This is a genomic window from Haloimpatiens lingqiaonensis (genome assembly GCF_901447495.1).
In the GTDB taxonomy this organism is placed as follows: domain Bacteria; phylum Bacillota; class Clostridia; order Clostridiales; family Clostridiaceae; genus Haloimpatiens; species Haloimpatiens lingqiaonensis.
Window position 1 is genome coordinate 1 of sequence record NZ_CABDWS010000044.1, and the last position, 12,560, is coordinate 12,560.

At 30.4% G+C, this 12,560-nt stretch carries 12 protein-coding genes; 1 reads left to right on the forward strand and 11 read right to left on the reverse strand.

The features are described from left to right. The first annotated feature begins 471 nt into the window (after positions 1-471). Positions 472-627 carry a hypothetical protein gene (locus FGK85_RS15345; RefSeq protein WP_171011383.1) on the forward strand — a complete coding sequence of 52 codons (156 nt, stop codon included), beginning with the start codon at positions 472-474 and terminating at the stop codon, positions 625-627. 213 nt (positions 628-840) lie between these two features. Here the strand turns inward: FGK85_RS15345 and FGK85_RS09670 are convergent, their stop codons facing one another. The 11 genes from FGK85_RS09670 to FGK85_RS09720 all read right to left on the reverse strand — a co-directional run bounded on the left by FGK85_RS09670 (position 841) and on the right by FGK85_RS09720 (position 12,560). Then, on the reverse strand, positions 841-1,896 hold the full coding sequence (locus FGK85_RS09670; RefSeq protein ID WP_138206063.1) for a hypothetical protein: 1,056 nt from the start codon (positions 1,894-1,896) through the stop codon (positions 841-843). A 180-nt stretch (positions 1,897-2,076) separates the two neighbouring features. Continuing rightward, on the reverse strand, positions 2,077-2,733 hold the full coding sequence (locus FGK85_RS09675; RefSeq protein WP_138206065.1) for a V-type ATP synthase subunit D: 657 nt from the start codon (positions 2,731-2,733) through the stop codon (positions 2,077-2,079). A gap of 2 nt (positions 2,734-2,735) precedes the next feature. Beyond that, positions 2,736-4,118 (reverse strand): V-type ATP synthase subunit B, encoded by a 1,383-nt coding sequence (locus FGK85_RS09680; protein WP_138206067.1) that lies wholly within the window; start codon positions 4,116-4,118, stop codon positions 2,736-2,738. After that, on the reverse strand, positions 4,111-5,886 hold the full coding sequence (locus FGK85_RS09685; protein ID WP_138206069.1) for a V-type ATP synthase subunit A: 1,776 nt from the start codon (positions 5,884-5,886) through the stop codon (positions 4,111-4,113). Before FGK85_RS09685 ends, FGK85_RS09680 begins: the two co-directional genes overlap by 8 nt. Before the next feature lie 17 nt (positions 5,887-5,903). Further along, positions 5,904-6,221 (reverse strand): V-type ATP synthase subunit F, encoded by a 318-nt coding sequence (locus FGK85_RS09690; protein ID WP_171011384.1) that lies wholly within the window; start codon positions 6,219-6,221, stop codon positions 5,904-5,906. Continuing rightward, the gene (locus FGK85_RS09695) at positions 6,208-7,209 is read right to left on the reverse strand and encodes a V-type ATP synthase subunit C (protein WP_138206072.1); all 1,002 of its coding nucleotides are present in this window, start codon (positions 7,207-7,209) and stop codon (positions 6,208-6,210) included. The genes FGK85_RS09690 and FGK85_RS09695 overlap by 14 nt, the downstream gene beginning before the upstream one ends. A gap of 12 nt (positions 7,210-7,221) precedes the next feature. Continuing rightward, positions 7,222-7,821, reverse strand: coding sequence for a V-type ATP synthase subunit E (locus tag FGK85_RS09700; RefSeq protein ID WP_138206074.1), 600 nt, complete (start codon positions 7,819-7,821; stop codon positions 7,222-7,224). A gap of 16 nt (positions 7,822-7,837) precedes the next feature. Beyond that, the gene (locus FGK85_RS09705) at positions 7,838-8,338 is read right to left on the reverse strand and encodes a V-type ATP synthase subunit K (RefSeq protein WP_396276421.1); all 501 of its coding nucleotides are present in this window, start codon (positions 8,336-8,338) and stop codon (positions 7,838-7,840) included. Positions 8,339-8,357: 19 nt separating this feature from the next. After that, positions 8,358-10,310, reverse strand: a complete 1,953-nt coding sequence (locus tag FGK85_RS09710; protein WP_138206076.1) for a V-type ATP synthase subunit I — start codon at positions 10,308-10,310, stop codon at positions 8,358-8,360. Next, positions 10,297-10,623 (reverse strand): ATPase, encoded by a 327-nt coding sequence (locus FGK85_RS09715; protein ID WP_138206078.1) that lies wholly within the window; start codon positions 10,621-10,623, stop codon positions 10,297-10,299. The genes FGK85_RS09710 and FGK85_RS09715 overlap by 14 nt, the downstream gene beginning before the upstream one ends. Before the next feature lie 200 nt (positions 10,624-10,823). After that, positions 10,824-12,560, reverse strand: a complete 1,737-nt coding sequence (locus FGK85_RS09720; RefSeq protein ID WP_138206080.1) for a B12-binding domain-containing radical SAM protein — start codon at positions 12,558-12,560, stop codon at positions 10,824-10,826.

Here is a 12,560-nt window from a genome sequence, read left to right on the forward strand (position 1 = left end):
AAAGCCTAGCGGCTAAAGAATTAGTGCATTTTATTTATGAGCAAGCTAAAAACAATGTACCCATAGAATTAATACTTGATGAGCTGAAATTAGCTTCTTAGAAAAATTTTCAAGTTATTTATAGGACAAATATAGTGTGAAACACTGTAACTATATTCCTGTCAAGGAATTTGAATCTACAATTGGTATTTCAACTTCTTAAATTAAAGAAGTTAAGTTAGTAATATTAAATTACCTAACACCATTTAATGATAAATTCAATTGACAATTTTTAAAATTAATTATAAAATATAATTAAAAGATACCCGTTAGGGGTATATTGGAGGTGCTAATATGCATTTAGAAATTCAAGATAAAGCTTTAAACACAGCAAAAAATAAAAATGGAAGTTTTGTTATTTCATATATAACTAAATCCTGTGGCTGAGGAGGGGTACCTACAAATTATCTCTGGATTGAGATAAAAAATCCTGTGGACAATTTAATAAATTATCATGTATTTAACTATGAAGGAATAAAAGTTTATATAAACAAGGCTTTAAATATAGATGAAAAGGTGTATATATATCAAAAGGCAAAACTCCCTTTAATAGGTTGTATATTTGGAGTTAAGGGTGTATCAATTTAATATTTTTAAACTTTTATTAATACACCCACGCTCGCTTGTATGGATTCACTGTAATTTTATAATCTAAATTTTAGCTTTAAAGTAAATATACGCAAAATATTTAAAATACATATAATTCTTAAATATTTTGCGTACCTTATTTAAAATAAACAAGAAAAGTTTCTTAAATTTTCTATAAAACTATATTAATATACTATCTTATTATTGTGTAATTTATTCTATATATGATATAACATTAGCCCTAAAACCTTCTAAATTATATCTAAGAACGTATGAATCATCTTTTTTTTCATATAACTTTACAAACCCTTTAGCATATCCAGAATTCCAAAAACTCAATGTATCTTTCTGGTTGTCCAAAGATTTATAAATGAGTTTCATCATTTTTTCTTTTTCATCTTGAAAATATATTTCTATCTTGGAAATTTCATTAACTGCCTCCAAAGAAACAGTTATCTTTTCATCATCCTCTTCACAGAAATAATTACAAATTCTACTACTACCCAATACCCTATTTGAGTATATATACTCTTTTTCTTCCACATTGAACCCTAAAGAAAACTCTTTATTTAACTCTCTTTTCATTACTATAGGAGATATTTCTATTAAATTCAAATTTGCATTTACCCTATCTCCCAATGAATTCTGAAAATAATTACAGTTTAAATTTACCCAAAATCCAAAATCCGAATTCATAAAAGCCTTCATTTCATATCCATTACTTTTTCCTTCTACGGCCCTATATTCATGTCCATTATACTTTATAATTCCTTTAAATTCTGTATTAAATCCTTCTAAATTAGATGCTATACTTATAATATTATTTTCTACGTTGTACGGTATTCTATTTTTCTTTTGGAGCTCCCAAGAAAATTCCCCACAGCTTGACATAAATTCATTGTGCTTTTGGGCGCAGTGTTCTCCTAAATATACTTTACCCTTTAAATAATTCTCACTAACTACGCAATGACCCATTAATATTTGGTATTCATTAACATAATTTTTAATGTTAAAATAATCCCCCCCATAAAAATTACTTACTTGAACACCTTCTTTTTCCCATATTCCAACCCGAACCATAGCATAAGAAGGCTCATTAAATTTAGGTTCAAAACTTGATCTTTCTGGATTTACTGTATAATATTGAATAAAAAAAGATTTTTCTTCTCCTGTGCTATTGTCTATAGCTAAAAAATAATGCCACCAATATTTGTACTTACTCATTTCTAACTTCCATTTTATTTCATTTATCTTTTTAGAAATCTCCATATAAGCACCATCCCCAATATTTTTTATAAAAATTAAAATTTACTTTATAAAACCCAATAATTGCTTAATTAAAAATATAATATATAAATTCTATATTATTACATTTATCCCTACTACTTCATTAAAAATTAACACTTTGTTTACTTTAAAACTAAAAAAGACGGACATAAGTCCGCCTTTTTAGCTATTTGCTTTTTCCTTTGCTTCTTCAAGCATACTCTTAACTTTCATAAGTCTTGTTAAGTTACCTCTTTCATTTTCATCCAATTTCATTTGAATGTATTTTATGGTTTCTTGAAGTTGAGGTATAGTCATGTATTCAAGAGCATTAACTCTTCTTCTAGTCTTCTCTATTTCATCAGACATAAGTTGACAAGATTTCTCTACCTCAGCAAGCTCCAAAAGCTTAGGAAGTATAATATAAAGTTTTTCTAATGCACCATCTAATTCTGCAGATGTATTTGCAAAGCCGTAAGGATATATACTTCCCTCATCTCCTTCTAGCTCTCTTTTAAAGTTCATAACAGGTACGTTTACGCTCATTATATTCTTTTTACTTACTTCCACAGATATGTTTTCCTTTGGATAAGCTATGGCTTCTTCTAAAAACTCTGAAGACATAAGAGCCCTAGCCATTACAAAATCCTTTAATGATGATTCTAATTCCTTTTCTACACTTTTTCTTAATTGATTATTATACTTTATTAAATCAATAAATCTTCTCATAAGCTCATCTTGCTTATCTTTTAGCAGCTTATGACCTCTAGTTGCTGTTGCAAGCCTTTTTTTAAGCTTGGTAAGCTCCATTCTAGTAGGATTAACATTTAGCCTTGCCATGGCTAATCATCCTTTCTTTCTTCAAGATACTTCTCTAAGTATTCATCTCTAATTCTCTTAAGCTCTGTTCTTGGAAGTATCTTTAATAGTTTCCAGCCAAGATTTAAAGTTTCTTCTACTGTTCTATTAGCTTCAAATCCTTGAGCTACATATTCCTTTTCAAAGCTTTCTGCAAATTCTGCATACTTTTTATCCGTATCAGATAAAGCAGATTCACCTAGTATAGCTGCTAATTCTTTTGCTTGCTTACCTTGGGCATAGGCAGAGAATAACTGATTCATAGTGTCCGCATGGTCTTCTCTTGTTTTTTCTTTTCCTATACCTTTATCCTTAAGTCTTGAAAGTGATGGTAAAACATCTATTGGAGGCATAATGCCTTTCTTATAAAGTTCTCTTGAAAGTATTATCTGACCTTCAGTAATATATCCGGTTAAGTCTGGAATTGGGTGAGTCTTATCATCCTCAGGCATTGTTAATATAGGAATTTGTGTTATAGAACCCTCTTTACCTCTAATTCTTCCTGCTCTTTCATATATAGTAGAAAGGTCAGTGTATAGGTATCCTGGATATCCTCTTCTACCTGGGACTTCTTTTCTAGCTGCTGAAACTTCACGAAGAGCCTCACAGTAGTTAGTTATATCCGTTAAAATTACAAGCACGTGCATTCCTTTTTCATAAGCTAAATATTCAGCTGTAGTTAACGCCATTCTTGGTGTAGCTATTCTCTCGATAGCTGGGTCTGAAGCTAAGTTCATAAATAGAACTGATCTGTCTATAGCGCCTGTTTTAGTAAACTCTTCTACGAAGAATTCAGCTTCTTCAAAAGTTATACCTATAGCTGCAAAAACCACAGCGAACTTAGAGCTGGAATTTAAAACTTTAGCCTGTCTTGCTATTTGAGCAGCTAATTGTGCATGTGGAAGACCTGAACCTGAAAAAACAGGAAGTTTTTGTCCTCTAACTAATGTGTTAAGTCCATCTATAGCAGATATACCAGTTTGTATAAATTCTGATGGGAAGTCCCTTGCCACAGGATTTATAGCTTCACCATTTATATCTAATCTTTTTTCAGGAATTATCTTTGGACCGTTGTCCTTTGGTTTTCCCATACCATCAAAGACTCTCCCTAGCATATCTTCTGATACACCAATCTCCAAAGGTCTTCCTAAAAATTTAGCTTTAGTTCCTTTTAAATTAATTCCTGAAGAACCTTCAAACAATTGAACCATAGCCCTATCGCCATTAACCTCAAGAACTTTTCCTCTTCTCATTTCACCTGTTTGTATTTCTATTTCAACAAGTTCATCATATTTAACGCCTTCAACACCTTCAACCACCATAAGTGGTCCAACTACTTCTTTAACTGTTCTGTATTCTTTAAGCATCTAGAACCCCTCCTTCGCTGATGAGATTATCCATTTGGTTCTTTAGCTCACTATATATTTCGTCAATTTTACTTAATTCACTTTCATCAGTGTATTTACTTCTTGCTATTTTATCTCTAACAGGTAGTTTTAGTATTTTATCTAAATAAACTCCTGCTTTAAGGGCTCTTTCCGCTTCCTTCATAAATTGAATTATTAATTTTAACATTTTATATTGTTTATCTAAAGAAGCATAAGTATCTATTTCATGGAAAGCATTTTGCTGTAAATAATCTTCTCTTATAGACTTAGCAACTTCAAGCTTTAATCTATCCTTTTCTGATAGCGCATCTATACCTACAAGTCTAACTATTTCTTCTAGGTTTGCTTCTTCTTGAAGTAAAACCATAGCCTCTGTTCTTAAAGCTGACCAGTCTGGTGCTACCTTTTGATCCATCCAACTTCCCATTTTTTCTAAGTATAATGAATAAGAGTTTAACCAGTTTATTGAAGGGAAATGTCTTCTATATGCCAGTTGTGCATCTAGTCCCCAGAAAACTTTAACTATTCTTAATGTAGCCTGTGTAACTGGTTCTGAAAGATCTCCACCTGGAGGGGATACAGCACCTATTGCAGTAACTGCTCCTTCTCTTCCATCTTTACCTAAACAAATTACTTTACCTGCTCTTTCATAGTAATCAGCTAGTCTTGAACCTAGATATGCTGGATAACCTTCGTCACCAGGCATTTCTTCAAGTCTTCCTGACATTTCTCTTAAGGCTTCTGCCCAACGAGATGTAGAATCTGCCATTATTGACACAGAGTATCCCATATCTCTAAAGTATTCTGCTATAGTAATTCCAGTATATATAGACGCTTCTCTAGCTGCCACAGGCATGTTTGAAGTATTAGCTATTAAAACTGTTCTCTTCATTAAGCTTTCACCAGTTCTAGGATCTTTAAGCTCTGGAAATTCATTAAGAACGTCTGTCATTTCGTTTCCACGTTCACCACATCCAACATAAACAACTATTTCTGCATCTCCCCATTTAGCTATTTGGTGTTGAACTACTGTTTTACCTGCTCCAAATGGTCCTGGTACTGCAGCTGCTCCTCCTTTTGCCACTGGGAAGAAAGTATCTATAACCCTTTGTCCTGTAGTCATTGGTTCTACTGGGTTTACTTTTCTTGAATATGGTCTACCTTTTCTAACAGGCCATTTTTGTAAAAGAGTTATTTCTTTTTCACCCTTTTCAGTATCTAAAATACAAATTTTTTCTTCTATAGTAAATTCGCCTTCTTTAATTTCTTTAACTGTTCCTTCAACTCCATAAGGCACCATTATTTTATGGACTACTACAGGAGTTTCCTGTATTGTACCTATTACATCACCAGTTGAAACTTTATCTCCAACCTTAACAGTTGGTTTGAAGTTCCATTTTTTATCTCTATCTAATGCTAAAACAGAAACACCTTTTTTCAGGAACGAACTTTGTGACTTTTCCATAAAAGCATCTAGTGGTCTTTGTATTCCATCAAACATTGATTCTATAAGTCCAGGTCCAAGTTCCACACTTAAAGGTTCTCCTGTTGTAACTACAGGGTCTCCAGGACCTATACCTGAAGTTTCCTCATATACCTGAATTGAAGCCCTATCTTCTCTCATTTCAATTATTTCACCAATAAGGCCTTTATCTCCAACTCTTACAACGTCATATATATTAGCTTCATCCATGTTTTCCGCAACTACCAATGGACCTGAAACTTTTATAATTCTTCCAGTTTTCAAGTTACCAACCTACCTTCCTATAAAATATTAACACCAACAGCTTTTTCCACATTATCGCTGATTTTTTGTATTCCTATGTTCAATGTTCCCTGATTGCTTGGAATTAATATTACGGCAGGAAGTGTTTGTCTATTATATCTCTCTATAGTTTCTTCTATATCCTTTGCAACTTGTTCAGTTACAAATATAACTGCGTAATCATTCATGGCTAACTTATCAACAGTTTTCCTTGCTTCCTCTGGCTCAACTACTGGAAAAACATCTAGTCCAATGGCCTTAAAAGCTAGTACAGAGTCTTTGTCTCCAACTACTCCTATCTTCTTATACATAAGCATCACGCAGCCTTTCTCTTATTACTTCCGCAGCAATATTATTGAGCTTGCCAACCATTATTATTCTTATTAATTTTATCTCATTTTCCTTTGCATAGATATAAGCAATCACTGGTTCAAGTCCAAAGCTTACATATTTAGCTTCCCTCATTAATTTCATAATATAATTATCACTTAATTTTTCAAGAAGACTAACTGAACCAGTTTTGGAATACTCCTCTACACCCAATTTTAAAATTTCACTATAATCTGTATATGAAAGTTTACTTGATATGTTTTCTACTGATTCATTTATTAAAGCTATAAGCTTATCCTTTGAAATTGAACCTCCTGGTAGCATTACTGATAAGAAGAAGTCTCTTCCTTTATTTTGCTTTTTAACCCTTAACAAAGTTCTTATATTGGTTAAATCTGCCATAGTTCTTATATATTTATCTAAGAACTTATCATTTATTTCCTTACTTATAGATATCATTTCATAAAACATATATTTATCAAATATTATATCTATTCTTTGAGGATTTTTTAAGTTTTCAAAATCCTCTATTACTTCTTCTATGCTACTTCTCATAGTTTTATTTAAATCCCTGTAGTATTCGTTATCTACTGCATATTTAAGCTTTGAAATCTCAACTTTTCCTACAGGAACTAACATATGAGAAAAATCCTTGTTAAGAATTTTACCTTTAATCATAACTTTTAAATTATGATAGTCATATTTGATGCTCATTATATCTACTACTGATTTAACTGGACATATTTCATAAATCAAATGGTAAACTCTTTTAAGTTCACTACTTAACATTATCCCATAGTCCTCAGCTCTTTTTACTTCACTCATTACATTGGCATACTCAGTTTCCTGAAGCACTTTTAAAGCACCTTGAGCAGATGTAGAATCTATCATTCTCTCAATTTTGGCTTTATCAAGGAGTCTGGTTTCTAATACCCTCAGCCTAGGTATAGCTTGAGTAAATTGCATTACATCCATTAGTTACCCTCCTTAGTTAAATAATACCCTTGCCACTTCATACTCCAATTCATCTTTTATGGCATTAACTAAAGCTTCAAAAGTATTATTTATTTCTATGCCATTCTTTTCTAAAATAAATCCACCCTTAAAATCTCTAGCTTCATCTTTTATTGTGATATTTCCTTTTTTGCCTTTAGATACTAGCTTACTGTTTATATCATCAATAAACTTTTCTGTTACTAATTCTTTACCTTTAGAATTTAATATTAAACTCTCATCTCCATCAATATCTAAAGAAAGTATTTTTCCCTCTACATACTCTAAAAATTGCTCCCTAGAAAGATTAGATAAACTCTCTACAGCTTCATCAAAAGTTCTTTGAATAATTTGTTGTTTAGCTTCTAGTTTTTCATTTCTAACTTTAAGTTCTGAACTAGATATTATTCTTTCTTTTTTTGTAGCTGCTTCTATTTTAGCTTTTTCTATTATTTCTTTTTCCAAAATTTTAGCTTCTAAAATTCTATTGCTTACTATTCCATTTTTTTCTTCTTGGGCATTAGCTAAGATTTCCTCTTTTTTAATTTTGGCTTCTTCCAAAATTTTATTAACTAAATTATTTACATTAGCCATTACGCTTCACTCCAAACTATTTTACAAATAGAACCATAAATAATGATGCAACGAAACCTAATACTGCATAAGTTTCAACCATAACAGCGTATATAACGCCTTTCATTACGTCATTTGGTCTCTTAGCTAATATTTGAACACCTGATGCTGCAACTTTACCCTGTGCTATAGCTGACTTCCATCCTGCTAATGCAACTGGTAAACAAGCCATAAAATATTTTAATCCTAAATCTAAAGCTGGTGCATTACCACCAAATATTCCAATCTTAGTGAATAATAATAATGCTATAACGAATCCGTAAAGACCTTGTGTACCTGGAAGAGCTACTAATATAAAGGTTTTACCAAATTTTTCTGGTTCTTCAGTCATAAGTCCTGAAGCAGCTTCACCAACTGTTCCAATACCCTTAGCTGAACCTATACCTGCTAATCCTACTGCCAACGCAGCTCCTAGTAATGCAAAAATCATACCACCATTATTTTTTAGAAAGAAATTTATCCATGTCATATTTTCCATATTTTAAATCCTCCTCTTGTTATTTAGTTATTTTTATATATTCTTCTGAAAGCTTAAATGGAGTGAATTTTTTTCCACCGCCTTCATAAAATTTGCCGAAAAATTCTAAGTACTGTAATCTAGCTGCGTGAACATAAGATCCAAGAGCATTAATTACAAGATTAAATAAATGTAACCCTACAAATAGTATAGGAGATAATATATATTTTATTGGTACTGGAAAAAGGCTTACTATTAAGTTTAATGCATTAGCTATAAATCCAGTAGCTAATCCTAAAGCAAGAAGTCTTGAATAGGAAACTATATCCCCTAGGTATCCTGTAATACCATAGACTCCATATAGCCCTCCTCCTATTTTTCCTCCTAAACTTGGAGCAGTTCTTCCTTGAGTTAATAATAATCCAACTAAGCCAACTATCAATAACCACTTTCCTAAGCTTCCGCCAATTCCTACTAACATAAGAATTGCGCCTATTAAAGTTAAGTACCATGTAAGTACATCATATATGGCATCTTTTAACTTTCCAGCTCTTATTAGTATATAGGCTTTTATTCCTAAGCCTACAAATACATGAATTACACCAAAAGCAAGTGAAAGTATGAAAATTTGAGATATATCTCTTGTTGGGTCTATTAACATTGGAGGTTTTATTCCAAAGTAATTTAATAAGTCTCCAAACCAACCCCCATAAATTGTACCCCAAATCATAGTAGAGATTCCTGCAAACAAAAACAATTTAAATGTTTTTCTTCTTTCAGGGTCTTTAACTTTTTTAATTGCATAAGCAGATGCTATGACCATTATTAATCCATAACCTGCATCTGAAAGCATCATGCCAAAGAATATAAAGTAAAATACTGATAATATTGGAGTAGGATCTACTTCTGAATACAGTGGCAAACTATACATTTCAACTAAACTCTCAAAAGCAGAAGAAAACCCTCCGTTTTTAAGTTTAATTGGCACTTTTTCCACTTCTTCTTCGCTAACTTCACTAAAATTCAAATAATAATCCTGTCCAATGGTTTTTATAACAGCATCTTCCAATTCTTTATTATTTTCTAAAGCAATCCACCCGCAAATTGTAACTATTTTGTTTGTTCTTAAAAAGTTGTTAGAGGCATAATTTCTGATTATTAAATTATTATAGTACTCATAAGCTAATTGTAGCTCTTCTACATTGCTTATAAACTGTTTAATTTCTCCAACTATTATTTCTTCCTCTTTGTTTATTTCTTTAATTTTAGCACTATAGTTTTCTATTAGAACCCTTGGTTCTTCTTCATAATTTAAAGTAGCATAACTAAATCCATAATTTTTAAGTAATTCTTCAGCCTTTTGTTTTTCACTTTCATGAACCATAGCAAATATATATATATCTTGGTTTTGACTATTTAATATTTCAAAATGACCATATTGAATTTCATCCTTAAATTTTGAAACTAATTCTTGCTCATATTGTTTAGCTAAAGTTCCTATGAAATATGAAGTTTTCTTAAATTCTTTTAGATATTTGAAAGGTGCATCAAAATTTCTCCAAAGCTCTAAACTTTTTATTTCGGTTTCATATTTTGTCCTTTCATTGCTTAATGTATTTAGTTTTACTTCTCTTTCTTTTAAATCTGAATAAGTATTTTCCCAAGAATTCTTTTCCATAATGCTATTTAAGCCTCTATAAGATAATTGTTTTTTATCTTCTAAAAAAGCTTTTACACCTGATTTTTGAGGAATATATCTTTGGAGAAAGTTCAAAGCAAATTTTAGTTTGGATAAATTCTCCTCATACTTTGCACACTTTAAATCCACTTCATCTTTCACGAGATCTTTAAATTCTTCAATTTTTTCTGTTGATTGTTCTTCTTGAAGATTTATGAATTCAACCCCTTCAAAATTTTGGAGAGCTTCTAGAAGCTTTTCCTTTTGCGATTCAAAGGTTAACAAAGTAAATTTATTCATTTTAACTATTGCCATGAATATTCACGATCCTCTCAATCACTAATTTAATTCCTTTTTCCCTTTTTTCAACAGGAATATTTAAGATTTCTTCAACATCCTTCTTTCCTTGCTCAAAAATAGGTTTAGACTCACTATTTCCTTCCTCAACTGCTTTATTGAACATTTCCTTTCCCTTTGCCTTTGCACTATTTATTATGTGATTATATTGATTTTCTGCTTCTAAAGAAGCATTTTTAATAATTTCCTTTTTTTCAATTTCAGCTTTTTTTATAAGTGCATCAGCTTCACTTTCTGCCTTCTTAACTTCTAAAATAGCTTCTAATGCCAAAGTATCACCACCTTTATTTGTATATATTAATATTTAAAGTAATAATAAATGCTTAATATGCTATGCATTTATAATGCTTTATATAGTAATCATTACAACTTTATTATACTTACTTTAACAATTAATTTCAACACCATTTGAAGGAATTAAATTTGATTATTGCTTTTTTAAGCGACTTTTCTTAATTTATACACAATTTTTTAAATTTTTTCATTATAAATCATTTTTTGTATAGATTCGCTTATTTCCTCAGTTTTACATGAGCCATTTTCTTGAAAAATCATATAGCATTCCCTAAATTCTATAGTGGAATTTTGCAAGAACTTACATATGTCTATGAAAAATTTCTCCACATGAAACTCTTCTTTTTCATAATTGCCATTATATTTTATAGAATCTCGAATTAACTTATTAATATTTTTATCAAATTCTCTATTTATAAATGGAGGCATCCACTTCTTCTTATTATGTAACAAATAATCGTATTTAATTATCTCGTTCAATGCATAATTATTCTTTTTTAGTTCCTTTTCATTAAATAAAAGAAATATCTCATAATATTCTACTGAGGATATATTTCTATCAAAATATCCATTGTGCTCAAAAAAACTTGCAAGACTTCTGTAAAATTGAAAAGGACTACTGTAATATCTTTCAAAATATTTTAATATATTATTAAATTTATTTGAGTTGTAGTATTTATCTACTAATTTTTCTACTCCTTTTAATGTGCATATTTCACTATAACTAATGTCCTTAGTTTTTAATATTTCATAAGGCGGATAAGGCGAACATACCATTCCCCAATTATCTTTTTCTCTAATCATAGGAGTTCCCTTAAGTAGTTTTAAAAATCCCAATTGTATTTCCTCAGGCTTGATTCTATATACATCATCAAAGGATCTCTTAAAGGATTCAAAATCTTCACCAGGTAATCCAGCTATTAAATCTAAATGTTGCTTTATATTTTTCAATTTTTCCACTTCTAAAACCTTTTGTTCTATATCTTTAAAATTAACAGTTCTATTAATGTTTTTTAAAATTTCATCATTAGTTGTTTGCACACCAACCTCAAATTGAATTCTTCCCTTTGGAGCTCTTTTAAGTATTTCTATTTGTTCATCTTTTAGCAAATCTGCTGATATTTCAAAATGAAAAGTAGTTTCTATACTCTCATTCTGCTCGATTATAAATTTCCATATTTCTCTGGCAAAATTATCGCTACAATTAAATGTTCTGTCAACAAATTTTACAAGTTTAACTTTTTTATCTAGAAAAAATTTCAACTCCTTTTTTACTCTATCTATGTCTAGAAATCTAACCTTTCTATCTACAGAAGAAAGGCAATATTTACACCTAAAAGGGCATCCTCTAGAAGCTTCATAATATACTATTTTATTTTTAAAATCGTCCTCTTCATTGTATGGAAAAACTATTTTATTTATATCTATTATGTCTCTAATTCCACCATAATAAACTTCTCCATCTATTTTGGAATATACACCCTTTATACTTTTAATTTCATCATTTACAACTTTTCTGTAATTATTATTATTTATAAATGTATTTATAACTTCCCTATATGTTTCTTCTCCTTCTCCTTCTATTACAAAATCAAAATTATTTTGCATTAAAAAATTCATTGGTTCAAAGGATACCTCAGGGCCTCCTGCAAAAATAGTTATTTCACTATCTATAAGCTTTATTATTGTAGCCACTTCTTTTACAAATTGGATATTCCATATATAACAAGAAAATCCTATTACATCAGGTTTTTCTTTTATTATTTCCTTTATAACCCTATCCTTTAAATCATTTATAGAAAATTCTAATGTACTACATTCATAGTTCAAATCTCTAGTATATGATTTTAAATACCTTATGGCTAAATTACTGTGAATAAATTTCGAATTAATACCTACCAATAAAACTTTCAT

What these genes read in the sequence shown, in the direction of transcription:
- FGK85_RS09705 (WP_396276421.1), bottom strand. Translation starts at nt 8,338, where the DNA reads ATGGAAAATATGACATGGATAAATTTCTTTCTAAAAAATAATGGTGGT.
- FGK85_RS09690 (WP_171011384.1), bottom strand. Translation starts at nt 6,221, where the DNA reads ATGCTTATGTATAAGAAGATAGGAGTAGTTGGAGACAAAGACTCTGTA.
- FGK85_RS09710 (WP_138206076.1), bottom strand. Translation starts at nt 10,310, where the DNA reads ATGGCAATAGTTAAAATGAATAAATTTACTTTGTTAACCTTTGAATCG.
- FGK85_RS09695 (WP_138206072.1), bottom strand. Translation starts at nt 7,209, where the DNA reads ATGGATGTAATGCAATTTACTCAAGCTATACCTAGGCTGAGGGTATTA.
- FGK85_RS09700 (WP_138206074.1), bottom strand. Translation starts at nt 7,821, where the DNA reads ATGGCTAATGTAAATAATTTAGTTAATAAAATTTTGGAAGAAGCCAAA.
- FGK85_RS09680 (WP_138206067.1), bottom strand. Translation starts at nt 4,118, where the DNA reads ATGCTTAAAGAATACAGAACAGTTAAAGAAGTAGTTGGACCACTTATG.
- FGK85_RS09720 (WP_138206080.1), bottom strand. Translation starts at nt 12,560, where the DNA reads ATGAAAGTTTTATTGGTAGGTATTAATTCGAAATTTATTCACAGTAAT.
- FGK85_RS09675 (WP_138206065.1), bottom strand. Translation starts at nt 2,733, where the DNA reads ATGGCAAGGCTAAATGTTAATCCTACTAGAATGGAGCTTACCAAGCTT.
- FGK85_RS09670 (WP_138206063.1), bottom strand. Translation starts at nt 1,896, where the DNA reads ATGGAGATTTCTAAAAAGATAAATGAAATAAAATGGAAGTTAGAAATG.